Below are 22,155 nucleotides of genomic sequence, written 5' to 3'. Positions count from 1 at the left end.
CCGGGGCCGCCTCGGCGGCGGTGTCGGCGACGGCCGCCGCCAGAGCGCGCAGGAAGCGGAACGTCCCGTCGGAGTCCCCGCCGAAGTGGCGGTGGTACGGGGTGCCGGTGAGACCGTGCAGCGCGCGGTCGACCAGCTGGTCGAGCGGACCCCGCTGGACCGGTGCCTTCGGGCGCTCCTGGGAGGGCTTCAGCGCCTCCGCCACCTTCGCCAGGGCCTTGCGCTGGGCCAGTGCGGAGCGGAGGGTGTCGACCACGCCGCCGAGCAGCGCGGGCGCGGTGACGCCGGGCAGGGCCGCGGCGACGAGCGCCGGCAGGTCCGTGCGCTTCTCCGCCTGGGCGGCGGCCGCCAGCAGGGCCCCGGCGGCTGGCCCGTCCATGGCGCGCAGCACCGCGGAGCCCTCGGGGTCGCGGGGCCGCAGGCAGTACCAGTAGGCGAGCTTGGGGAGTTCGGTGTGGCCGGTCCAGTAGAGGCCGCCGTTGTGGTCGGAGGTGACCCGGCAGGTGACGGCGCCCTCGGGGTCGGTCAGGGCCAGGGTCCGCCAGTCCTGGGAGACGGCGCGGGGCCGGTCGTCGCCGGGGAAGGCGACCGCGGCGCGCGGGAGGGGGCCGCCCTCGCGCACGGTGACGGCGCGTCCGGTGTTGTCGGAGCCGTGCCAGCCCTCTCCGCGCCGGTACACCACCCGCCAGCCGAGCAGCCCGTCGACGGGCGCGCCCAGCACGGAGCCCTCGACGGCGGGGGTGGGCCGCAGCCAGTTCTGGCCGACGTGGTCGTTCAGCACGCTGCCGGCCGGGTGGCCGTCCAGGGCGTCGGCGAGGAAGCCCGGCAGGGAGCGGCGCCCCGCCGCGCCCGTGGCCGGGTCGTACTCGGCCCAGCCCCAGTCGCCGGGGCGGCCGCCCTGGTCCCACACCCAGTACGAGGTGCCGTCGGTGATGACGGCCCGCTCGGCGGGCAGCCGGCTGTCGCCGGCGTGCAGCGGGGCGGCGCCGCCGGTGGTGCGGCCGCCGCCGGGCAGCGCCAGGGTCACGTGTTCGGAGCGCACCGACCAGTAGGTGGCGGCGGAGTCCAGGGTGAGGACCTCGTCGGGGGCGCTCAGCCAGTAGCCCTGGACCGGGCCGTCGTAGGAGGCCCAGAAGACGAGCAGGTCGCCGTCGGTGTAGTGGAAGCCGTGGTTGTAGCGGTCGCCGGTCGGGACTCGCAGGTCGTGGGTGAGCACGGTGGAGTCGGCGCCGATGACGCGGACCTGCGTGGAGTTGGCGACGATGACGTACGGCCAGGCGTCCATCACGGTCAGCCGGGTGCGGCCGCGGCCGGGCGACAGCTCGGTGACGGCGGCCTCCCAGGCCGGCCAGACCAGCTCCTCGAAGAGGCCGCCCCGAAGGGTGCGGGCCAGGATCTCGCCCAGGTCGGCGGAGGCGGCCCGGGACACCTCCTCGGGGGCGAGGGCCAGGGCCTCGGACGGCAGCCAGGTGAGCCGGCGCAGTGCCTCCGGCAGCTCCGGCAGCGCCGCCGCCGTGGACTCGCCGGCCACCCGGCGGACCCACTCGGCCACCAGCGGGGCGCTGCCGGGCGCCTCGGCGAGGTGCCGCACGGTGTCGCGGTCGCCCGACATGTGGGTGTTGAAGCGGTCCAGGGTGCGGAAGAAGGCCGGACGCATCCGCTCGTCCGCGCACAGCGCCCGCAGGTCGCGCCGCCCGGCCGAACGGGCCCAGCCGTCCAGGCCCAAGACCTGGTTGGTGCCGGGGGCGGCCACCGTCAGCCCGTACGAGAGCAGCAGGTCGAGCAGGTCCACGTCCTGGGGGCCCAGGCGCAGGCCCTCCTCCCGCCCCGGCAGGGCGAGTTCGGCGCGCAGCACGCCGGCGCAGCGGTCGACCAGCGGGAGCAGCGCGGGCAGCGGGGGCGGGGTGCCCCAGCCGGTGTGCCGGGCGGTGTGGAAGCGCTCCAGCCAGCCCGCGGAGCCGTCGGCGGGGCGCTCCTCGGCGGGCAGGCCGGTGTCCGCCAGCCCGGCGGTGGCGCCGGACTCCTCCAGTACCTCCAGCCACAGGGCGGCCAGTTCCCCGGCGTCGCCGCCGCCGGAGGGGGTGATGCCGAGCAGGGTGCCGCGTACGGCGGGCACGCGCTTGGCGAGGGCGACGAGCGCCGTGCGGTGGGCCTTCCACCAGCCGGCCGCGGCGCGCAGGGTGGCGGGCAGCGGCAGCAGCTCGGCGAGGTAGTCCTGCTCGGGCACGCTGCCGGTGAGTCCGGCCGCGCGGGCGAGCCGGCGCAGCTCGACGGCGGCCTGCGCCGACGGCGCGAGCCCGCCCGCGGTGCGCCGCACGCACAGGCGCCGGAAGCGCTCGAAGGCCTCGGCGGGGGAGACGCGCTGGGCCAGTTCCTTGCCGTAGCCGGTGAGCACCTTCACCGGCAGGGCGCCGGCCAGGGCGAACTCCAGGAAGACGGCGTCGAGCCGGTCCTCGTCGACGGCCAGGCCGTAGCGGGCCTCGCTGGTGCGGGCGCGGCCGAACAGCTGCGCCGCGTAGGTGGTGTTCTCGACGGCGAGGAAGACGCGCGCGGCCTGCTCGTAGAAGACGGGCAGGAAGTGCGGGACGGCGGCGGCGAGCCGGTCGGCCAGCTCGGTGCAGGCGTCGAGGGCGGCCTTGGGCTTGGTCTTGGCCTGCCGGGCCAGCCGGTCCAGTTCGGGCACCACGGCCAGCGCGTGGTGCCCGTCCTCGGGGTGGTGCACCAGCACCCACTCCGGGAAGCCGAGCGCCTGGCGCCGGCCGAGGCCGACCACCTGCGGCTCGCCGTCCGGTACGAGGCCCAGGAAGCCGGCGGCGAGGTCCTCGGCGGCCCCGAGCTCGGCCGCGGCGAGGCGGACCACGACGCGCTCGTCCCCGAGGGCCGGGTGGCGGTACGCCCGGGCGGTGAGGGGGACGGCCGAGGCGCCCGCCCCGGTGGTGCCGGCGGGCAGGACGGCGCCCGCCGCCAGCAGTTCGGCGGCGTCGCCGACGGTGTGCCCGGCCGTGCCCGTGGTGCCCGTGGTGCCCGTGGTCTCGGTGGTGCCCGTGGTGTCGGTGGTGCTCACGCTTCGTCCCCGCCCTCTTCGATCCTGCGCCCGGCGTACAGCGCCGCGGCCATCCGCATGCCCTCGGACCAGGCCACCGGTCCGACCTCGCCGAGGCGTACCGCCCGGCCGTCCTCGTCGTGCCAGTTCAGCGCCCCGGTGGTGGTCTCGTCGTCCCAGTAGGGCTCGCCGATCCACACGGCCGCCTCCACGGCCCGGCCGGAGTCGCGCACCTTGCAGGCGGCGTAGCCGCCGGAGACCCGGTAGCCGAGGCCGGTCGCGCGGGCCGCGAGGCCGAACCGGGTGGGGAACACCCCGCCCGCGTAGTCGCGCACCTCGGTCGCGGCCGGCTCCAGGTCCGCGGGCTTCGCCCAGGTGGGCCGGTGGATCTGCTCGACCCGCTGGGTGATGTCCAGCTCGGCGGCGAACTCCCGTACGTCGTCCAGGTCGGGCAGCAGCACCGGGTGCGGCAGGGTCACCGTGCGCGGGGAGAGGCGTACGGTCTCGCCGTCGAGGTTGACCACCTTCAACTCGCCGCCGGGGGTGGCGTCGCGCAGGAAGCCCACCTCGTCGGGGTCGTCGTCGGGGACGACCGCGAGGTCGCGCAGCGCGGCCTGCCACGCCCCGTCGGGCCAGACCCGGGCGAGGAGTTCGGTCGGCACCGGCAGCGAGGACACCATCCAGGTGTCCACCTGGGCCGCGCAGGCCGCCTCGTGCCGCTCCAGCCACTCGGCGAGCCGGCGCAGCCGGTCCACCTCGGGGTGGTCGCGCAGCGCCTTCGGCAGTGCCTTCAACTGCCGTCCCCCGGGCCGCCGTACCGCGACCTTCCCCTCCACGAGGGAGATCTCGTACCCCTCGTCCAACGCCAGCCAGCCCATCAGCGCGCGCCCCTCCGCCTGTCCGAAAACGGTATTGCGCAGCCCGGAAGAAGGCGCGAGCGCCTGTCGAGCTGCGGTATGCGGGGAGACTAGCGAGCCCCACTGACAACGCGGACGGGAGGGCTGCGGATGAACGTCCCGAACGCGCCGCCGCCCCCGGTCCGACGGGACCGGGGGCGGCGGGGGAGGGGCTTGACGACAGGTCAGACGGCTTCGGCGGGTTCCGCGGCCTTCGACGGCGCGGGCTCCGCAGCGGCCGAGCGGACCACGCGGGGGCCGTGGCCGGAACGCAGTCCGAGCCAGCTGATCAGCGCGACCAGGGCGAAGGCCGCGGCCCCGATCCAGAAGGTGAGGGTGAATCCGGACTCGGCGGGCAGCGGCGGGACGCCCTGGGGCAGGTGCTCGACGGTCTTCGACGCCAGGATCGTGGTGACGATGGCGCTGCCGATCGCGCTGCCCGTGGAGCGGGAGATGGAGTTGATGCCGTTGGCGATGCCGCTCTGGTGGTGCGGGACGCTCGACATGATCACCGCGGGCATGGCGGCGTAGCCGAAGCTGACGGCCGCGCCGACGACGAGGCCGGCGCCGATCACCGAGAAGGTGTGGCCGTGGTCGAGCGCCAGCCAGCCGAAGCCGACGGCGCCGAGGGCGGCGGCCATGGCGAGCGCGAGGCGGGGTCCGCGGTGGCGCACCAGCTGGCCGCCGACGGGGGAGGCGAGCAGCGAGACGATCGCGCCGGGCAGCAGGAACTGGACGGAGGCGCGCAGGATGGAGGCGTCGAAGCCGTAGCCGGTGAGCTTCTCGGGCATCTGGACGAGGTAGGAGACGCCCAGGAAGTTCGCGAACATGCCGAAGCCGACGAGGATGCCGGCCAGGTTGGCCATCAGCACCGGGCGGTGGACGAACATCTTCATGTCCACGAGCGGCTCGGCGACCTTGCGCTCGACCAGCACCCAGACGGCCGTCATCACGGCGGCGCCGGCGAAGCTGCCCAGGGTGCGGGCGGAGGACCAGCCCCACTCGTGGCCCTGGGAGATGGGCAGCAGGAGCAGCAGCAGGGCGATGCCGAGGGTCAGCGCGCCGAGGAAGTCGGTGCGCCCGCCGGTCTTGTGCCGGGTGGCGGGGACCAGGAAGACCACGGCCAGCAGGGCCACGACGGCGAAGCCGGTCGCCATCCAGAAGGCGTTGCGGTAGTCGGCGCCCTCACCGGAGGTCAGCAGGCCGGTGGCGACCAGCGCCAGGCCGCTGCCGAACGCGAGCGTGCCGCTGACCAGCGCCATGGCGCCGGGCAGCTTCTGCGGCCGGACCTCCTCGCGCAGCACGGACAGCGCCAGCGGGAAGATCGCGGTCGCGGAGCCCTGGAGCACCCGCCCCAGGATCAGCAGGGGCAGGGAGGTCGCGAGCGCGGCCACCACGGAACCGGCCACCATCACGCCGAGGACGGCCACCAGGGTGGGCTTCTTGCCGTGCTGGTCGCCGAAGCGGCCGAGCAGCGGGGTGAAGACGGCGGCGGAGAGCAGGGTGGCGGTGGTCACCCAGCTGACGTTGGCGGTGGAGGTGGCGAGGTCGGTGCGGATCAGGCCCAGGATCGGTACGGGCAGGGTCTGCATCATCGACACGACCATGGCGGCGAGGCTCAGGGCGAAGACGATGACCGTCTCGTTGCCCTTCCTCGCTTCGGCGGGGGCGGATGCGGCGGAGCTCATGGCGGGAGGACCTTCTCAGTGTTTCAGGACGCAGATGTTTTATGTCATCAAGTACTTCGACGAAGGTAGCCAGAGATAGTTAAGGTGGTCAAGTAAAAGGTTGATAATGTCAACGATTCTCGGCTAGGCTCGCGGGCCATGAGCACCACCGCACCGCAGCGCCCCACCAAGCTGGAGCTGCTGGAACTCCTCGCGGCCATCGGCACCGCCCAGTGGCGCGACTTCGCCGCCGCGGCCGCCCGCCACGGGCTCACCTCCACGCAGGCCAAGGTCCTCGCCCAGCTGGACGGGCCCGTGCCGATGCGCGGCCTCGCGGCCCTGCTGGCCTGCGACGCCTCGAACGTCACCGGGATCGTGGACCGGCTCCAGGCGCGCGGACTGGTGCGGCGCGAGCCCGAGCCGCGCGACCGCCGGGTCAAGAACGTCGTGGCGACCGGCGAGGGCCGCGACGTGATGCGCCGGGTGCGCGAGGAGATGCAGGCCACCCACGGGGCGCTGGACGAGCTGGACGCGGCGGAGGGTGCGACCCTCTACGCCCTGCTGGAGCGGCTGCGCCCCGCCATGGAGCGCGACGCCGCCTCCTGATCCGGCCGGCGGCCGGTCCCGGCCCCGGGCGGTCAGTCGCGGGGGGCGGCCTCGGCCGACTCGACGGCGGCGTCCAGGGCGGCCGTGAGGCGGCCCAGGCGCTGCTGGAGCTCGCGGATCTCGGTCAGCTCGAACCCGGTCGCCCGCGCGATCCGGCGCGGCACCTCCACGGCCCGCCCGCGCAGGGCCGAGCCCTCCTCAGTGAGCACCGCGTGTACCGACCGCTCGTCCTCGCTGCTGCGCTCGCGCCGGATCAGTCCGGCCGTCTCCAGTCGCTTGAGCAGCGGCGAGAGCGTGCCCGAGTCGAGCCGCAGGTGCTGTCCGAGCTGCTTGACCGGCATCGTGCCGTGCTCCCAGAGCACCAGCATCACCAGGTACTGGGGGTAGGTCAGCCCCAGGTCCTTCAGGACGACCCGGTAGAGGCCCCCGAAGGCGCGGTTCGCGGCGCCCAGCGCGAAGCAGACCTGTCCGTCCAGGCGGAGGAAGTCCTCGTCGCGAAGGGGGTCGCGGAGGAGGTCGGCGGGCTGCTCGGTCATGCGCCCAGTGTACCGGAGCCGACTTGCGAGCCATTGAGTTGTGCACAACTGAATTGTGTGCTCTATTTGTGGTCGAGGGTCGGCCACCGGCCGCCCCGCCCCTCTGAAAGGACCTCCCGATGGACGCGCTGTACACCGCCGTCGCCACCGCCAACGGCCGCGAGGGCCGCGCCGTCAGCTCCGACGGCCAGATCGACCTGCCCCTCGCCATGCCCCCGGCGCTCGGCGGCAACGGCCAGGGCACCAACCCCGAGCAGCTCTTCGCCGCCGGCTACGCCGCCTGCTTCGCCAGCGCCCTCGGCCTGGTCGGCCGCCAGGCGAAGGTGGACACCGGCGACGTGTCCGTCACCGCGGAGGCCTCCATCGGCCAGGACGCCGGCGGCTTCGGCCTCGCCGTCACCCTGCGCGTCGAGCTCCCGGCCCACCTGGAGGGCGAGACCGGCACCCTGCTGGTCAAGCAGGCCCACGAGGTCTGCCCCTACTCCAAGGCCACCCGGGGCAACATCCCCGTCGAGCTCGTCATCGAGTAGTCGAGTAGTCGAGTGATCGGGTAACCGATTTTTTTTACCCCGGCCGCCCGTCAGGCGGTGCGCCGCGCGGCCACCACCGCGCAGGCCACCGCCAGCGGCAGCTCCGCGGCGAGCGCCATCAGCACCGCCGCGCCCTGCCCGGCCGTACCCGCCGAGGTGGCGACGTCGAGCCAGGCGTCCGCCACCAGCAGCGCGGGCCGTCGCCCCCGCCACCGCCGGGACCCGGGGGTCGCCCCTGCGCAGCAGCAGCCCCGTCCCGGTCAGGCCGGCGGCCAGCAGCGCGTCGAAGCCGACCCAGGCGGTGGACCAGTTGGACACCTCCGCCGTCCGCGGCAGCGTCCGCGCCAGCACCACCATCCACGGCAGCAGCGCCAGCCCGGCCCCCGTCAGCACCGCCCCGAGCCGCGGCGCGCGTCCGCGCACTCCCCCGGAGCGGGGGCGGGCCTGGAACTGCGGGGCGATGACGGCCATGGCTGCGGGTCTCCTTCCGGTCCGGCGGTCCGTCCGCCGGGCACACCACAACCCTGTTGGCCCGCGAGGAGAAGATCAGTAGCCCCACCGTCCCAGGTGGGGGTGGTGCCAGGTACACCACCGGCCGGATGCCAGGGGGGTGGTAGCCCCGTGATCCATCCGATTACCGTTGCGGACATGGCAACTCCCGGCGCGCTGAGGCGTACGTACACCCGGATCGCGTCGCACGCCCCCTGGTCGGCATGGGCCTGGCGCAACACGGCCTTCGCGACGGCCGCGATCCCGCCCGCCCTGCCCCTCCTGCTCGGCGCCGCCGCCCTCGTCGCCCTCCCCGGCCACAGCGCCCTCCCGCTGCTCCTCGTCCTCGCGCTCCGCCCGCTGCTGACCCTCCTCCAGCGCAGCCGCTTCCGGACGCTGCTCGGCCTGGACGTGCCGCCCGTCGTCCACGAGCACCGCTGGGCGACCGTACGCGGCCTCGCCGAGCGGCTGCGCTCCGAGTCGACCTGGCGCCAGTACGGCTACCACCTCCTCGTCAGCCCGCTCACCGCCGCCGGAGCGGCCGCACTCGTCCTCACCTGGGCCGGCGGCGCCGCCGGGGCCTGCGTCTACGCCTGGTACTGGCTGCTCCCCTCCGACGGCGAACTCCCCTCCCCGGGCTGGACGGCCCAGTACGACGCCATCACCGGCCTCGGCGTCCTCGCCCTGCTCGCCGCGCCCTGGCTGGCCGCGGCCCTCACCCGGATCGACGCCACCGCCGCGGCCGCCCTCCTCGGCCCCAACCGGGCCCGCGAACTGGAGCGCCGCGTCGAGGACCTCGCCGAGAGCCGGGCCGGCGTCCTCGACGCCGCCGACCTCGAACGCCGCCGCATCGAACGCGACCTGCACGACGGCGCCCAACAGCGCCTGGTCTCCCTCGCCATGAACCTCGGCATCGCCCGCGCCACCCTCACCGACCTGCCCCCCGAGGCCCGGGCCGTCATCGACGAGGCCCACCGCGAGGCGAAGGAGGCCATCGAGGAACTCGGCGACCTGGTACGGGGACTCCACCCGGCCGTACTGGAGGACCGCGGCCTGGACGCCGCGCTCTCCGGCATCGCCGCCCGCGCCCCGCTCCCCGTCGAACTCACCGTGGACCTCCCCCGGCGGCCCGGCTCCACCGTCGAGGCCGTCGCCTACTTCGTCGTCTCCGAAGCCCTCGCCAACGTGGCCAAGCACGCCCGTGCGCGGCGCTGTTCGGTCCACGTCGGCGGCGTCGCCGACGGCCGCCGGGGCGGCGACCTGCTGCGCGTCGTCGTCACCGACGACGGCGTCGGCGGCGCCGACCCGGCGGGCGGCACCGGACTGACCGGCCTGCGCAAGCGCGTAGGGTCGGTCGACGGAACGATTCTGATCAACAGCCCCTTCGGGGGCCCGACCACCGTCACCGTGGAGCTGCCGTGCGGGCTGTGATCGCCGAGGACTCCGTCCTGCTGCGCATAGGTCTTGTCAAAGTCCTGGAAATGGCCGGATTCGAGGTGGCCGCCGAGACCGGCGACGCCGAAGGCCTGCTGACCGCCGTCGAGGAACACCGTCCCCAACTCGCGCTGGTGGACGTCCGGATGCCGCCCGGATTCACCGACGAGGGCGTCCGGGCCGCCCTGGTGATCCGCAGCCAGTACCCCGGCACCGCCGTGCTCCTGCTCTCCCAGTTCGTGGAGGAGCGCTACGCCGCCGACCTGCTCTCTTCCCGGAGCGGCGCCGGCATCGGCTACCTGCTCAAGCAACGCGTCGCCGATGTCGAGGAGTTCGTCGACGCCCTGCGCCGCGTCGCGGCCGGCGGCACCGCCCTCGACCCGCAGGTCGTCGCCCAGCTCCTGCTGCGCCGCGGCGGCCCCGACCCGCTGGAGCGGCTCACCCCGCGCGAGCGCGACGTCCTCGCCCTGATGGCCGAGGGCCGCTCCAACGCGGCCATCGCCGCCGGACTCGTCGTGAGCGAGAGCGCGGTGGCCAAGCACATCAACAGCATCTTCGCCAAGCTCGACCTGCCCCCGGCCGCCGAGGCCCACCGCCGGGTCCTCGCCGTCCTGCGCTTCCTGGACGGAACGCCGTGACCGGTTCCGCCGCCGGGGGAAGCGGGCAGCGCCTCGCCTGGTACACCGCCGCCGCGCTCAGCGCCGTCCTGGTGGTGTCGGCGGCCGCCTGGCAGGTGGGGACCGGCGTCGGCGTCCGCACGGGCACGGCCGTCGGCGGCAGCGGCGGCCGGACGGTGACGGCCGTGGAGGTGGTGGCGGGCCCGTCCGACGTGTCCGTCACCCCGCGCGGGGACGCGCAGGTCGGCTACCGGGCCGACCTCGCCTGGTCCTTCGGGCGGCCGGAGGTCGAGGAGAGCTGGCTCGGCGACACCCTCAGGCTCACCCCGCACTGCCCGGACGGCTCCCTCGGCTTCGCCGCGGGCGCCGGCTGCTCGGTGCGGCTGGCGGTGACCGTGCCCGCCGGGGTCCCGCTGAAGGTCTCCGGCGGCTCGGGCCGGATCAGCGTCAGCGGCATGGCCGCGGCGGTCGACGCCGAGACGGGTGCCGGCACCCTCGTCCTGGCCGACCTGCGCGGGCCCCTGCGGGCGCGGGTCGGCGACGGAACCCTGCGGGCCAGCGGCCTGACCGTGCCGCAGGCCGACATCCGTGCCGGAGCTGGCCGGGCCGACGCCCGCTTCGCGGCACCGCCGGAGCAGGTCACCGCACGCGCCGGCGCCGGCCGCCTGGAACTCGTCCTGCCCACGGACACCCGCTACCGCGTCGACTGCCGCGCGGGCCTGGGCCGTTGCGAGGCGGCGGACGCCCTGAACGACCCCGCGGCCGCCCGCACCCTGGACATCGCCGTCGACGTCGGCCACGCCACCGCGTCCTACCGCCCGGACGGCCCCTGACTCAGCGCCGCTCCAGCAGCCCGCGGACGTAGGCGGCCTGGCCCGCGTGCTGGAGGTCGTCCGTCAGGACGCTGACCAGGCGGACGCCCAGGCTGACCGGCGGGTCCCAGCGCTCGTCGACGATCCGTTCCAGGTCGGCGGCGGCCAGACCCCGCACGAAGCGCAGGCTCTGCTCGTGGACCGCGTCGTAGTAGCCCAGCAGCAGCTCGGGGGAGTCGACGCGGACCGTGCCGACCTCGGCGGCGGTGTGCCCGTAACCGAGGCCGTCGACGGGCAGCGGCAGGGCGAAGCGGTCGGACCAGCCGCCCGACCGCCAGACCTGCTCCAGCCCCGCGACCTCGGCCACGTGGTCGTCCTGCACCCGGGTCAGGTGCCAGACCAGCCAGGCGATCGGGTTCGCCTCCGGGTCGAGCCGGGCGTTCAACTGCTCGGCCGTGAGCCCCTCGACCGTCTCATGCACCACCTCCCGGACGCGACCGAAGCCGTCCGCCAGCACCTCCGTGGCCTTCATCAGCAGTCCCCAGCCCGTCTCTCTCGTCGCACGCCGTCCGGCCGTTCCGTACGGCCGTTCCGTATGGCCGTTCCGGGGACCACCTTGCTCGCCCGCCGCCGGGCCGGGCGGGCGACACTCCGTCAGCGGCGGGAGCGGCGCAGGAAGACGCCGGCCGCCGCGCCGACGTGGGCGATCCCGGCGACGCCGGCCGTGGTCCACCAGGCGCCGGAGCCGCCGGAGTCGCCGGAAGCGCCGGACGGCGCGGGCGCCGGGGAGGAGGGGGACGAGGGGGAGGCGGGAGAGGCGGGGCTCGCGGGGGCGGACGGGGACGCGGGGGCTCGGGGAGGGGGGGTGCCGAGGGGGACGGAGCCGACGGTGCCGGGTCCACGGCGGGTACCGCGACCTCCTTCTGCGCGTGCCCCAGCGAGGGGAAGCCCGCGTCGACGGTCACCTTCCACGTGCCGGGCGGCAGCGCCTCGGCCGTCACCCACCCCGCGGCCCGGCCGGCGTCGCGCACCAGCCGCCACGGGCCCTCGGTGCGGCTCCCGTCGGCGCTGACGGCGTTCACGGTGGCGGCCACGGCCTCCTCGACGGCGTCACCGTCGTTCTCCCAGGTGACGTCGGCGGTGACCCGGCCGTCCCGCTGACCTGTGACGACCACCTTCAGGGTGTCGCCGTGGGCGTGGGCCGGCCCCGCCGCGCCCATGGCGAGGACGAGGCACAGCAGGGGGAGGGTGAGTGCGGCGAGGGCCAGGGCGGGGAGGTTCGGGAGGTGTCGGCGCATCGGCACGGTGCTCCAGGTGAGGGGAGGTGCGGGAGGGGAGACGAGGGGGCGGGCGGCCGTAGGGGAGTACGGCCGCCCGCCGGTTTGGAGGGGGCTGGGTCAGCCGGCCTTGCGGGCCGTCCAGACCTGCGCCGGACGGCCGTCCGCGCGCTGGAGGTCGAGCAGCCAGGTCCCGTAGTAGGGCCGGGTGCTGACCGTCAGGGCGAAGCCGCCGCTCGGGTCGGTGATGGTCACCGCGCCGTCGCGGGAGGCCACCCGCCACTGCTGGGCGGCGGAGTTCCCGCAGGGCTGCTGCGCGACCCACATGCCCGCGGCGACGGCGCCGCCGGGCTGGAGGCACTTGCCGGACGCCGCGGACTTGATCCGCACCGTCCCGTTGCCCGCGTCGTCGAAGTACCACTGCTGCTGCGCGTAGCCGTTGCTGCGGTTCGCGACGAGGACGGTGCCGTCGGCGGTGCGCCCGCCCCACAGCTCGGCGGCCATGCCGCTGCTGCCGTTGCCGAGCACGTAGCGGGTGCCCGGGGTGGTGGCGCCGCCGCCCGTGTCGGTCGTGCGGAACGACGCGGCCTTGCCGGGGCCGCTGTCACGGCCGGAGCCGTCGCGGACCGACACGGCGGCCGTGTACGCGGTGCCGGGCTTGAGGTTGTAGACGCGCAGGGAGGTGGACTGGACCCAGGTCAGGTGCTTGTCGTTCAGCAGCACCTGGTACCAGGCGGCACCCTCGGCCTTGGGCCAGCTCAGCACCACCGAGTCGGACTGGATCTGGCCCGCCGTCACCGCCGGTGCGCCCGAGGGCTTCTTGGTCGGGGACGGGCTGGGCTTCGCCGTCGGCGACGGGTTCGGACCCGGGTCCGGGTTGGTGCCGCCACCGCCGGCGTTCCGCATCAGGAACTGGTTGTCGGCGATGTTCCAGTGGGTGGCCAGGTAGCTGCCCGGCTTCGGACTGGTGTGGAAGTAGTCGTCGTGGTTGCAGTCGAGGATGTTCTCGGACGCCTTGTTGGTGCAGACGTTGCGCATCTGCGGGTAGTACGGGGTGTCCGAGTAGCACATCACGTCCCACTCGTCGGTGCAGTGCGCGCCCCGGCTGGTGTTGGGCGCGCTGTTGTTGACCGCGCCCAGGTTGTGACCGAGTTCGTGCGCGGCGGTGTGGCCGCCCCAGCAGCCCGAGTCGGTGCGCCCGTAGGACGGGCCGAAGTTGCTCAGGTTGTTCTGGCCGGGCCGCTCGTCGCCGTTGAAGGTGCCGATGCCGCAGTACACCTGCGTGTCCGCGAAGATCATGTACTTGCGGTCGCGGCGGTCCAGGCCCTTGGCGGCCAGCGCGTTGTTGGTGGCGCTGAACTCCGAGAGCGCGGAGTCGGGGAGCTCGATGTTGAGCACCGAGGGCGTGCAGTCGGCGGCGGTCACGTAGCGGATGTGCCGGACGCCGCCGGTCTCCTTGGCGCTCGCCGCGTAGATGAGGTCGGCGTCGGCGGCCCACTTGCGGAACGAGGCCACGTACTCGGCGTACCGGTCGCGGCCGGGACCGTGCGCGTACACGACCTGGACGCGGTTGCCGGTGCTGCCGTCGCCGTCGCACTGGACGGTCTGTCCGGCCGGCCCGGCGGCGACGGCCTGGCTGCCGGAGGCCGGCGGGGCCGGGGCCTTGGCGCTGGCGGCGGTGCGGGCGTCGGCGGCGGGCGCGTCCTGAGGACGCCCGCCGCCCTCGCCGGCCGCCGGGTCGGCACTGGCCGGTGAGGCGGGGTCGGCCGCGGGGGCCTTCGTGCGGACGACGGGCTCGATGTCCTTCTTGATGTCGACGCCGCCGGGGGGAGCGTCGGGCCCGTGGGTGCACAGGCCGTCCTTCGTGCGGTAGACGCCGACGCAGCGGTCGCCCTTCGGGGCCGTCTCCAGCCCGTCGTAGACCATGCCGCGCGCGCCCTCGTTGGCGGGCGCCTTCGCCAGGGGGGCCGGTTCCGCGTCCCGGGCCGGTGCGGCGGCCGGTTCGGCGGCCGCGGCGGGTGCCTCGGCCAGCGCGGTCGTGGTCGCCTCGGCGGAGCCGCCTGTGCGGGAGTAGGCGATGCCCCCCGCGAGAACCGCCGCCGATGCCATGGCGGCGGTGAGGAGTATCAGCTTCCGGGGTTTGCGCCGGTGGCCGGGCTTGCGGCGCCGGCCGGTGGATCGTGCTGTCATGCGCACCTCAAGTCCGTGTCAGGAGAGTGGGTGCGCCGCAGCTTGCCAGATGAGCGGTTCGGAGAATTCGGACAAACGGGAGACCGGTCCGGGAAATCTATCCGTTACCTTGTTTTCTGATTTGATGAACCGTCAATTTGCTTTGCAGATAGGCGAGTTACGCGCGTTGCGGATCAAAGGTCCAGGCCTTTTCCGGGATCTCGTTATCGAATCGAGATATAAGGCGGAACCTTGTTGACGGGAATTCAGTCAGGTATTCATTCAAAAACTACCTGCCGAATTCCCCCCGTCACGAGCCGTGAAGCGGACGCGGCCGGCGCGCGGCCTCGGGTGCCCAGGCCGCCCGGAAGGTGCGGCGCCGGCTTGGGCACCCGTACGGACTACCGGGCGGCGTCCCGCTCCCAGACGTAGAACCGCTGGGCCATGGCGTCCTTCGGGCTCCGCCACGTCTTCGGGTCGTGCGGACTGACGAAGGCCGAGAGCCGCTCGCTCAGGTCGACGAACTCCGGGTGCCGGGTCACCTGGGCGATGGCCGGGCCCGGGTCCCGGTCGGCCTCGATCAGGTGCATGTAGACGTCCCCGAACTGGAAGAGGCTGCGGCGGCTGACCCCCACCAGGTGGGGCAGCTCACCCGCGTCCGAGGCGGCGAACAGGCCGGCGATGTCGGGCGCCGAACCGGGTGCCATACGGGCCACGATGAGGGCTTGGTGCATCGGGAGGTGTGCCTTTCGGGTGGGGGAGCGGGTGGACGTGGAGGAGCCCTCAGCGGTGGCCGGCCGGGGCCTTGCGGCCGCCCCGCCCCTCGATCTTGTCCCGGATGAGCTCCATCTGGATCCGGGAGTTGAGGTTGATGCGGTCGGTCATCCCCGCGTCGTCGATCGGCGCGTCCGGCTTCATCGCGAAGTCCTGGACCCACCGCATCCGGGTCCCGCCCGGCACCTCGCCGTACTCCCAGTGGATGTCCATGTGCGCGAACGGACCCGTCTCCACCCGGCGGGCCTTCACCGTCAGGCCCGCCCGGTCCACCGTCCGCTCCGATACCCAGCTCCACACCACGCCGTTCTCGTCCGGGTGCATCGCCAGCCGGAACCGGGTGGTGTTCCCGGTCTTCTCCAGGATCTCGATCGAGGCGTACTCGCTGAACAGCTTCGGCCAGTTGGGCAGGTCGTTCGTCACGTCCCACACGACGTCGACGGGCGCTTTGACGACGATCTCGTTGTCGGTGTGTCCAGGCATGTCAGGCTCCGGTCATGAGGCTGTTGTTGACGAGGTCGACGAACTCGCGCGGGCTCTTGCAGCGGTCCGCGTCCGTGGGCAGCGCGCGGCCCCGCCGGTTCTCCAGCTCACCGACGATGCCGAGCAGGCCCAGCGAGTCCAGGCCGTAGTCGTCGAACCGGGAGTCCGGGCGGCTCGCCAGCTCCGTGGGGTCGACGGTGATGCCGGCGGTCTTCATGAGCGTCGCCAGCTCTTCCAGGGTCAGTCGGTCGGACATGGTGCCTTCTCTCTTTCCTGCTTCCGGGGGCCGGGCCCTTGACCGCGCCCGGCCCTGACGAACGGGGTCCCGGTCACTGCGCTGCGGATCCGGGCCCCTTGCGGAGGACGAGGGCCGCGTTCGAACCCATCCGGCCCCGGCTCAGCACGAGCGCGGTCCGCAGGGGGGCGACGCGGGCGCTGCCGGTGACCACGTCGAGGTCGTGGCAGACGTCGAAGACGTTCGGGGTGGGAGGGACGACGCCGTGCTCAAGCGCCAGCACGGCGGCGGCCGCGTCGAGGGTTCCGGCCGCGCAGTACGCCCGCCCGGTACCGGTCTTGGGGGCGGTCACGGGCACCTTCGCGCCGTGCGTGCCGAGCGCCTCCCGGATCGCCCTCGCCTCCGCCGCGTCCGCCTCGGGCGTGCCCAGGGCGTCGGCGAAGACCACGTCCACCTCCTCGGGAGCCAGCCCCGCCTCCCGCAGCGCGCCGCGGATCGCGTGGGCCAGGCCCTCTCCCGACTCCTCCGGCCGGCCCGGCCCGGTGAAGGTGGCGGCGTGCCCGGCGAGCAGGGCCCGCACCGGCGCGCCCCGCCGCTCGGCCGCCGAGGCGTCCTCGACGGTGAACATGGCGCCGCCCTCCGCCGGGACGAACCCGCAGGCCTTCGCGGTGAACGGCCGGTAGGCGCGCTCCGGGTCCTCGGCGGTGCTGAGCCCCTCGTACCCGAGCTGGCATACCACCGAGTACGGGGCGAGCGGCGCCTCCGTGGCGCCGACCAGCATCGCCCGGCTGCCCTGGCGGATCCCGCGGGCGGCGTGCGCGAAGGCGTCCAGCCCGCCCGCCTCGTCGCTCGCCACCACCCCGCAGGGACCCTTGAACCCGCGCCGGATGGAGACCTGGCCGGTGCTGGCCGCGTAGAACCAGGCGATCGACTGGTACGGGCCGACGTAGCGGGGGCCCTGCCCCCACAGCCGCTGCAGCTCGCGCTGCCCGAACTCGCCTCCGCCCGAGCCGGCCGCGGTCACGACGCCCACCGCGTACGGATCGTCCTCGTAGTCCGCCCGGCCCAGCCGGGCGTGCTCCAGCGCGAGGTCCGCCGCCGCCAGCGCGTAGTGGCTGAACCGGTCGGTCTGCACGAGGAACCGGTCCTCGACCAGCTCCCCGGGCTCGAAGCCCCGTACCTCGCCGGCGACGCGCACCGGAAGGTGCTCGCACCCCTGCCGGGTCACCCGGTCCAGGACGCTCTCGCCCGCCTGGGTCGCCTTCCAGAAGGCGGCGGCGCCGATCCCGTTGGGCGCGACGACCCCGATGCCCGTGACGGCCACCGGCGGGCCGGCCGTAGGTCTGGTCACGCGCGTACCTCCTTGGGCTGGGTCATGACCACGGCGGACTGGAAGCCGCCGAAGCCGCTGCCGACGGACAGCACGCTGCGCAGGGTGTGGCTGCGGGCGGTGCGCGGCACGTAGTCCAGGTCGCATTCGGGGTCGGGGGTCTCGTAGTTCGCGGTCGGCGGCACCACCTGGTGCTCCATGGCCAGCACGCAGGCCGCGAGTTCGATCGCGCCGATGGCGCCGAGCGAGTGCCCCACCATGGACTTGATGGAGGTCATCGGCGTCTTGTAGGCGTGGTCGCCGAGCACCCGCTTGACGGCCGCCGTCTCGTGGCGGTCGTTCTGCTTGGTGCCCGATCCGTGCGCGTTGACGTAGTCGACGTCCCGCGCGTCGATCCTGGCCTGGGCCAGGGCGGTGGATATCGCGCGTGCCATCTCCAGGCCCTCGGTGGTCAGCCCGGTCATGTGGTGGGCGTTGCCGAAGGTGGCGTAGCCGCCGATCTCGCAGTAGATCCGCGCCCCGCGGGCCCGGGCGTGCTCCAGCTCCTCCAGGACCAGCACCGCGCCGCCCTCGCCGAGGACGAAGCCGTCCCGGTCGGCGTCGAAGGGGCGGGAGGCGTGCGCCGGGTCCTCGTTGTTCGCCGAGGTCGCCTTGATGGCGTCGAAGCAGGCCACGGTGATGGGCGAGACGGGGGAGTCCGACGCGCCGGCCACGCACACGTCCATCCGGCCCTCCTGGATGGAGTGCACCGCGTACCCGACGGCGTCGAGCCCCGACGTGCAGCCGGTGGAGACGGTCTGGACGGGGCCGCGCGCCCCGGTCTGCTCCGCCACCGCCGAGGCGAGGGTGGCGGGGGTGAACGCGCGGTGCAGGAAGGGGGAGGAGAGGCGGTGGTCCACGTCCCACCACGCGCCCCGCTGGCTGACCGCGACGTAGTCGTGCTCCAGCCGGGTGGTACCTCCGACCGCGGTGCCGAGGGAGACGCCGGTGCGCCAGGCGCTCTCGCCGTCGAGCTCCAGCCCGGCGTCGGCCATCGCCTCGCGGGCGGCGACCAGGGCGAACTGGATGTAGCGGTCGGCCCGGGCCGCCTCGTCCTCGGTGAGGCCGTGCTCACGGGGGTCGAAGTCGACCTCGGCGGCTATCCGGGAGCGGAACCCGGACGGGTCGAAGAGGGTGATGCCACGGGTCGCCGTACGCCCGTTGGACAGCAGGTCCCAGAACGCGGCGGTGCCGATGCCGCCCGGGGCGACGACGCCCACCCCGGTCACGGCCACCCGCCGGCGCGTCACGAGACCACCCCGGAGCGCTCCGGCGGACGCTCCGCCCATGCGGTGGCGTCCGGGTTCGGCGCCTCCTCGGTGTCCACGTGCCCGAGCTTCGGATCCGGGGCGAGCGGGCCGAGGTGGAACACCATCCGGGCCTCGGTGCCACCGACGTTGCGGAACCGGTGGCGCACGTTCAGCGGGACCAGCAGGCCCTGGTCGACGCGCAGCGGGTGGGTCTCGCCGTCGAGGTCCACCTCCAGGGAGCCGGCGACCACGTACACGAACTCCTCGGAGTACGGATGGTAGTGCTCGGCGATCGACTCGCCGGGGGCCATCACCGCCAGACCCATGAAGCCGCTGGTCGAGCCCACCGAGGTCGGGGTGAGCACGGCGCGCAGGTCCCCTCCGCGCCTGCGGTTGGGCTGGGTCTCGCTGAGGTCGACGATGCGCGGCTGATGTCTGGTCATGCTGACTTCCTCCTGGCGGATCGGAGCCTTGGCGTGCGCGTGGGCTGCCGGGTGGTGACGGGGTGGTGCGGGGGCCGGTCCGGGCGGGGCCCGGGCGGCCCGTCCGGATCAGGACTCCACCGGAGCCCGGCGGTCGGTGATCAGGTCCATGGGGTGGGGGGCGGCGGCCGGCCCGGTGCCGGGCGCTCCGGCCAGCAGGCGGTTCAGCACCGCCGCCCTGCGGGGCCCCTCGATGCCGAAGCCCGCCGCGAAGCGGCCGTCGGCCGGGCCCCTGACGTCGAGGAGGCGCACCACCACGTCGTCGCGCTGGAAGACGGTGCTGCTCAGCACCGGGGAGGTGGGGACCTTGGCCGCCGCCTCGTCCTGGCGGGCCAGGAAGCGGGCGACGAGCGGACCGCAGCCCGGCTTCGCCGGGTAGAACAGCGCGTGCCGCGTCACCTCGTCGGGCCGCGGTCCGTGCGGGGCCACGTGGTGCACGGCCGGGAGGCCCGCGCGCATGAAGAACATCCGCGCCGACTCCGGGTCCGACAGGTCCCGGTCCTGCTCCAGGTACGGGTTGATGGCGTGCTCGACGGCCCGCACCTCGGGCTGCTCCGACACGTGCCGCAGCGCCGCCGTCAGGTCGCCCTGCACCTCCACGCACCGCACCACCCGGTTGCCGTGCATGAAGAGGGAGGTGCGCAGGAGCCGGGTGTGGTCGTCGACCCGGGCGGCCGGGGACGTGTACGAGGAGAGGATCCCGGCGACCTTCTCCTCGCTGCCCGGCTTCACCGTGAAGGTCAGCGCGTGCCGGACGATGCCCTCGCCCAGCCGGGGCGCGCCCTGCAGCCGGCCCGACGCCCGCTGCGCGGACTCGTACCGCTTGCCGGTCTCGCGCAGGACGGTGAAGGTCAGCGGCCGCATCGAGCGGGCGCAGGCGCCGAGCGGCTTCACCTGGGCCACGTGCTCCTCGCTGTTCACCCACGCGAGGTACTGCGGGGCGCTCTCCCACTCGCTGGTGATCAGCCACTGGGAGGGGTTCGCGAAGGACTGGCAGAGCTGGTCGCCCAGGTGGCCCGGCACGGACGCGATGTCGTGGCGCAGCCGCTCGTAGGCGTCGAAGAACCGCTGCTGGGCACCCTCGTGGAGGTCCATCAGCAGGACGACCCGCAGCATGGAGCCGTCGAACGCGGACTGAGACACCCGTTCGGACAGGGTGGTTGTCATCTGCTCACTCCTTCGTGAGGGCCCGGGACCGGCGCGGGGGCGGCCCGGTTCCCGTCGGCGGCGACCGCCGGTGGCGCGGGCCCGGCGGGCCCTGCGGGCCTGCGCGGTAGGGAACGGCGGACGGTGTGGCCCAAGTGGGTCCGCCGCTGTCGCTCATCGTCATCCGGCCGGGTACGGATCGCGACATCTCCGGATCAAGCGGGTGACAAGACGCGACTCGCCCGGGCAACAACCCTGATCGGGGGCATAAGGCGTCCACTGCCCCCCCCACACGAAACAGGAGTCCGCAGCCGATGGAAGAGCATGCCGATGTCCGCGTACCGGTCCTCGTCGTGGGCGGTTCCCTCGTAGGCCTCTCCACCTCGCTGTTCCTGAGCCGCCACGGCATCAGGCACATGGTGGTCGAGAAGCACGCCGGGACCTCCGTCCACCCGCGCGGACGGGGTATCAACGCCCGGACGATGGAACTGTTCCGGACGGCGGGCGTCGAACCCGCCATCCGAGAGGAGGCCTCCGCACTGGAGGCCAACCAGGGCATCCTGCAGACGCAGGCCCTCGTCGGCGGCGACCACAAGTGGCTCATCAAGGCCGTCGACCCGTCCGGTGCGCTGGCCCGCTTCAGCCCCACCGGCTGGTGCCTGTGCAGCCAGAACAACATCGAGCCGGTCCTGGCCGCGCACAGCCGCGCCCAGGGCGCCGACGTGCGGTTCGCCACCGAACTGATGAGCTTCGACCAGGACGCCACCGGAGTGACCGCCCTGGTCAAGGACCGGGAGAGCGGCGAGCACACCACCATCCGCGCCGACTTCCTGATCGCCGCCGACGGCCCGCGCAGCCCCGTGCGCGAGGCGCTCGGCATCCGCCAGACGGGCAACGGCGAGCTCTTCCACAACGTGAGCATCGTCTTCCGCTCGGAGCACCTCGCCGAAGCCCTTGGCGACCTGCGCTTCATCGTCTGCTACCTGATGCGGCCGGGCGCCGACGGAGCCCTGCTGCCCGTCGACAACGAGACCCAGTGGGTCTTCCACGCCCCCTGGCACCCGGAGACGGGCGAGACCCTGGAGGACTTCACCGAGGAGCGCTGCGTCACGCAGATCCGCGAGGCCATCGGCCTGCCCGACCTGGACGTGGAGATCGGCGGCAAGGCCCCCTGGCACGCCGCCGAACGGGTCGCCGAGCAGTACTCCGTCGGCCGGGTCTTCGTGGTCGGCGACGCCGCCCACGAGATGTGCCCGACCGGGGCCTTCGGCTCCAACACCGGCATCCAGGACGCGCACAACCTCGCCTGGAAGATCGCGGCCGTGCTGAACGGCTCCGCCGGCCCCCGCCTGCTCGACAGCTACGAGGAGGAACGCCTGCCCGTGGCCCGCGCCACCAGCGAGCGCGCCTCCGCCCGTTCGGCCGAGCACAGCCACCCCGGCTACGTGCCCCCGCCCACCATGGGCGGCGGCCCCGGCAGCGGGGTCCTGACCACGGCCATGGGCTACTGCTACCCGAGGGGCGCCGTCCTCGGCGGCGACCCCACCCGGCCGGTCATCCCGGAGGAGATGCGTCTCAAGGGCGACGTCGGCACCAGGGCACCGCACATGTGGCTCAGCCAGGCCGGCCGGCGGATCTCGTCGCTGGACCTGTACGAGACCTCGTTCGTGCTGCTCAGCAGCCCGGGCACGCCCTGGCAGGAGGCGGCCGGGCAGGTCGCGCGGGAACTGGGCGCGCACCTGGACGCCTACACCGTCGGCGCCGCGCCCGACGCCGACCTGGTCCAGCCGGACGGCGCGCCCCACTGGGCGCAGCTCCACGAACTGCCCGCCGACGGCGCCGTCCTCGTACGCCCCGACGGGTTCGTCGCCTGGCGCTCCGAAGGCCCGGCCGCCGACCCGCGCGGGGAGCTCGCGGACGCCATGACGCGGCTGCTGCGCCGTTCCTGAGGGCGCCGCTCCGGGATCCGCTCAGCGGCAGGCCCAGCACCCCGCCCAGCAGCCGTGGCCCGCGGGCCGCGGGGGCGGGCGGTGGTGCGCGCCCCGGCCCGGCCGGGGCGGGGGCTGGGCGGTCCGGCCGGCGAGGCAGGCGACCACGACCGTGATCGCGGCCAGTTCCTCGGGTTCGGCGCTGCCCCGGTCGATCCGCAGCAGGCCGGCTATGGAGACGTCGCTTCCCATCGGTACGGCCTCTCGTCGGGAGACCCCCCTGACCCGGTCCACCGGGTCCGTCCGGGCCTGCGGCCCGGGTGCTGACGACGCTACGAGCCTTTTTTTTTTGCGTGTCGTGCCGGGGGGCTCGTCGCGCACCCATTTCGGGGGACAGGCCCGGCGGGTGCGC

20 protein-coding genes and 1 pseudogene are annotated in these 22,155 nt (G+C 74.3%); 6 read left to right on the top strand and 15 right to left on the bottom strand.

The window, feature by feature from the left end; translation table 11 throughout:
- The 3 genes and pseudogenes from SSNG_RS41735 to SSNG_RS03260 form a co-directional block, all read right to left on the bottom strand.
- Positions 1-3,064, bottom strand: a pseudogene (locus tag SSNG_RS41735) (DNA-binding protein); the annotation flags it as partial.
- Positions 3,061-3,921 (bottom strand): DUF4132 domain-containing protein, encoded by an 861-nt coding sequence (locus SSNG_RS03265; protein WP_007262366.1) that lies wholly within the window; start codon positions 3,919-3,921, stop codon positions 3,061-3,063. The pseudogene SSNG_RS41735 and the gene SSNG_RS03265, both read right to left, overlap by 4 nt.
- Before the next feature lie 203 nt (positions 3,922-4,124).
- Complete coding sequence (locus tag SSNG_RS03260) at positions 4,125-5,627, bottom strand: MFS transporter (protein ID WP_007262365.1); 1,503 nt, start codon at positions 5,625-5,627, stop codon at positions 4,125-4,127.
- Between the two features lie 138 nt (positions 5,628-5,765).
- Here SSNG_RS03260 and SSNG_RS03255 point away from each other — a divergent pair, with 138 nt between their 5' ends.
- Positions 5,766-6,212: a MarR family transcriptional regulator gene (locus tag SSNG_RS03255; protein ID WP_007262364.1), complete on the top strand. Its 447-nt coding sequence runs from the start codon at positions 5,766-5,768 to the stop codon at positions 6,210-6,212.
- A 32-nt stretch (positions 6,213-6,244) separates the two neighbouring features.
- Here SSNG_RS03255 and SSNG_RS03250 read toward each other — a convergent pair whose 3' ends face one another.
- A complete protein-coding gene (locus SSNG_RS03250; RefSeq protein WP_007262363.1) occupies positions 6,245-6,748 on the bottom strand; it encodes a MarR family transcriptional regulator in 504 nt (167 codons plus the stop codon).
- A 119-nt stretch (positions 6,749-6,867) separates the two neighbouring features.
- Here SSNG_RS03250 and SSNG_RS03245 point away from each other — a divergent pair, with 119 nt between their 5' ends.
- Positions 6,868-7,278: an organic hydroperoxide resistance protein gene (locus SSNG_RS03245; RefSeq protein ID WP_007262362.1), complete on the top strand. Its 411-nt coding sequence runs from the start codon at positions 6,868-6,870 to the stop codon at positions 7,276-7,278.
- A 50-nt stretch (positions 7,279-7,328) separates the two neighbouring features.
- Here the strand turns inward: SSNG_RS03245 and SSNG_RS44710 are convergent, their stop codons facing one another.
- Positions 7,329-7,463, bottom strand: a complete 135-nt coding sequence (locus SSNG_RS44710) for a hypothetical protein (protein ID WP_277752133.1) — start codon at positions 7,461-7,463, stop codon at positions 7,329-7,331.
- A 463-nt stretch (positions 7,464-7,926) separates the two neighbouring features.
- Here SSNG_RS44710 and SSNG_RS03235 point away from each other — a divergent pair, with 463 nt between their 5' ends.
- Genes SSNG_RS03235 through SSNG_RS03225 form a run of 3 tightly spaced genes read left to right on the top strand, consistent with a single transcriptional unit; the run spans position 7,927 to position 10,651 of the window.
- Complete coding sequence (locus tag SSNG_RS03235) at positions 7,927-9,198, top strand: sensor histidine kinase (protein ID WP_128636849.1); 1,272 nt, start codon at positions 7,927-7,929, stop codon at positions 9,196-9,198.
- Positions 9,186-9,839 carry a response regulator transcription factor gene (locus SSNG_RS03230; RefSeq protein ID WP_007262360.1) on the top strand — a complete coding sequence of 218 codons (654 nt, stop codon included), beginning with the start codon at positions 9,186-9,188 and terminating at the stop codon, positions 9,837-9,839. The genes SSNG_RS03235 and SSNG_RS03230 overlap by 13 nt, the downstream gene beginning before the upstream one ends.
- The gene (locus SSNG_RS03225) at positions 9,836-10,651 is read left to right on the top strand and encodes a hypothetical protein (RefSeq protein WP_007262359.1); all 816 of its coding nucleotides are present in this window, start codon (positions 9,836-9,838) and stop codon (positions 10,649-10,651) included. The genes SSNG_RS03230 and SSNG_RS03225 overlap by 4 nt, the downstream gene beginning before the upstream one ends.
- A 1-nt stretch (position 10,652) precedes the next feature.
- Here the strand turns inward: SSNG_RS03225 and SSNG_RS03220 are convergent, their stop codons facing one another.
- The 9 genes from SSNG_RS03220 to SSNG_RS03175 form a co-directional block, all read right to left on the bottom strand.
- Positions 10,653-11,162, bottom strand: coding sequence for a DUF664 domain-containing protein (locus SSNG_RS03220; RefSeq protein WP_007262358.1), 510 nt, complete (start codon positions 11,160-11,162; stop codon positions 10,653-10,655).
- A gap of 865 nt (positions 11,163-12,027) precedes the next feature.
- The gene (locus SSNG_RS03210) at positions 12,028-14,097 is read right to left on the bottom strand and encodes an RICIN domain-containing protein (protein WP_241694985.1); all 2,070 of its coding nucleotides are present in this window, start codon (positions 14,095-14,097) and stop codon (positions 12,028-12,030) included.
- A gap of 380 nt (positions 14,098-14,477) precedes the next feature.
- Entirely contained in the window at positions 14,478-14,810 is a 333-nt protein-coding gene (locus SSNG_RS03205; RefSeq protein ID WP_007262355.1) for a TcmI family type II polyketide cyclase, read from the bottom strand.
- A 49-nt stretch (positions 14,811-14,859) separates the two neighbouring features.
- Positions 14,860-15,333 (bottom strand): SRPBCC family protein, encoded by a 474-nt coding sequence (locus tag SSNG_RS03200; protein ID WP_007262354.1) that lies wholly within the window; start codon positions 15,331-15,333, stop codon positions 14,860-14,862.
- A gap of 1 nt (position 15,334) precedes the next feature.
- Positions 15,335-15,589, bottom strand: a complete 255-nt coding sequence (locus tag SSNG_RS03195) for an acyl carrier protein (protein ID WP_007262353.1) — start codon at positions 15,587-15,589, stop codon at positions 15,335-15,337.
- A 73-nt stretch (positions 15,590-15,662) separates the two neighbouring features.
- On the bottom strand, positions 15,663-16,919 hold the full coding sequence (locus SSNG_RS03190; protein ID WP_007262352.1) for a beta-ketoacyl synthase N-terminal-like domain-containing protein: 1,257 nt from the start codon (positions 16,917-16,919) through the stop codon (positions 15,663-15,665).
- Positions 16,916-18,226: a beta-ketoacyl-[acyl-carrier-protein] synthase family protein gene (locus SSNG_RS03185; RefSeq protein WP_050779532.1), complete on the bottom strand. Its 1,311-nt coding sequence runs from the start codon at positions 18,224-18,226 to the stop codon at positions 16,916-16,918. Before SSNG_RS03185 ends, SSNG_RS03190 begins: the two co-directional genes overlap by 4 nt.
- Entirely contained in the window at positions 18,184-18,630 is a 447-nt protein-coding gene (locus SSNG_RS03180; RefSeq protein WP_007262350.1) for a cupin domain-containing protein, read from the bottom strand. The genes SSNG_RS03185 and SSNG_RS03180 overlap by 43 nt, the downstream gene beginning before the upstream one ends.
- A 108-nt stretch (positions 18,631-18,738) precedes the next feature.
- Entirely contained in the window at positions 18,739-19,836 is a 1,098-nt protein-coding gene (locus SSNG_RS03175) for a SchA/CurD-like domain-containing protein (RefSeq protein WP_007262349.1), read from the bottom strand.
- A 293-nt stretch (positions 19,837-20,129) separates the two neighbouring features.
- Between SSNG_RS03175 and SSNG_RS03170 the strand changes: the two genes are divergently transcribed.
- Entirely contained in the window at positions 20,130-21,764 is a 1,635-nt protein-coding gene (locus SSNG_RS03170) for an FAD-dependent monooxygenase (RefSeq protein WP_042800464.1), read from the top strand.
- Between the two features lie 21 nt (positions 21,765-21,785).
- Here SSNG_RS03170 and SSNG_RS41730 read toward each other — a convergent pair whose 3' ends face one another.
- Positions 21,786-21,995 (bottom strand): acyl-CoA carboxylase subunit epsilon, encoded by a 210-nt coding sequence (locus SSNG_RS41730; protein ID WP_042800463.1) that lies wholly within the window; start codon positions 21,993-21,995, stop codon positions 21,786-21,788.
- Positions 21,996-22,155: the final 160 nt, after the last annotated feature.

The organism is Streptomyces sp. C, from assembly GCF_000158895.1.
In the GTDB taxonomy this organism is placed as follows: Bacteria; Actinomycetota; Actinomycetes; order Streptomycetales; family Streptomycetaceae; genus Streptomyces; species Streptomyces racemochromogenes.
The sequence above is the reverse complement of the archived record's forward strand: the minus strand, read 5'-3'. Positions and strand labels throughout refer to the sequence as shown.

Bases quoted from the DNA above. Each gene is read 5' to 3' on its own strand.
- SSNG_RS03250 (WP_007262363.1), bottom strand. From the start codon at position 6,748: ATGACCGAGCAGCCCGCCGACCTCCTCCGCGACCCCCTTCGCGACGAG.
- SSNG_RS03220 (WP_007262358.1), bottom strand. From the start codon at position 11,162: ATGAAGGCCACGGAGGTGCTGGCGGACGGCTTCGGTCGCGTCCGGGAG.
- SSNG_RS03180 (WP_007262350.1), bottom strand. From the start codon at position 18,630: ATGACCAGACATCAGCCGCGCATCGTCGACCTCAGCGAGACCCAGCCC.
- SSNG_RS03175 (WP_007262349.1), bottom strand. From the start codon at position 19,836: ATGACAACCACCCTGTCCGAACGGGTGTCTCAGTCCGCGTTCGACGGC.
- SSNG_RS41730 (WP_042800463.1), bottom strand. From the start codon at position 21,995: ATGGGAAGCGACGTCTCCATAGCCGGCCTGCTGCGGATCGACCGGGGC.
- SSNG_RS03235 (WP_128636849.1), top strand. From the start codon at position 7,927: ATGGCAACTCCCGGCGCGCTGAGGCGTACGTACACCCGGATCGCGTCG.
- SSNG_RS03260 (WP_007262365.1), bottom strand. From the start codon at position 5,627: ATGAGCTCCGCCGCATCCGCCCCCGCCGAAGCGAGGAAGGGCAACGAG.
- SSNG_RS03170 (WP_042800464.1), top strand. From the start codon at position 20,130: ATGGAAGAGCATGCCGATGTCCGCGTACCGGTCCTCGTCGTGGGCGGT.
- SSNG_RS03195 (WP_007262353.1), bottom strand. From the start codon at position 15,589: ATGTCCGACCGACTGACCCTGGAAGAGCTGGCGACGCTCATGAAGACC.
- SSNG_RS03265 (WP_007262366.1), bottom strand. From the start codon at position 3,921: ATGGGCTGGCTGGCGTTGGACGAGGGGTACGAGATCTCCCTCGTGGAG.
- SSNG_RS03185 (WP_050779532.1), bottom strand. From the start codon at position 18,226: ATGGGCGGAGCGTCCGCCGGAGCGCTCCGGGGTGGTCTCGTGACGCGC.
- SSNG_RS03200 (WP_007262354.1), bottom strand. From the start codon at position 15,333: ATGCCTGGACACACCGACAACGAGATCGTCGTCAAAGCGCCCGTCGAC.
- SSNG_RS03205 (WP_007262355.1), bottom strand. From the start codon at position 14,810: ATGCACCAAGCCCTCATCGTGGCCCGTATGGCACCCGGTTCGGCGCCC.
- SSNG_RS03255 (WP_007262364.1), top strand. From the start codon at position 5,766: ATGAGCACCACCGCACCGCAGCGCCCCACCAAGCTGGAGCTGCTGGAA.
- SSNG_RS03210 (WP_241694985.1), bottom strand. From the start codon at position 14,097: ATGACAGCACGATCCACCGGCCGGCGCCGCAAGCCCGGCCACCGGCGC.
- SSNG_RS03245 (WP_007262362.1), top strand. From the start codon at position 6,868: ATGGACGCGCTGTACACCGCCGTCGCCACCGCCAACGGCCGCGAGGGC.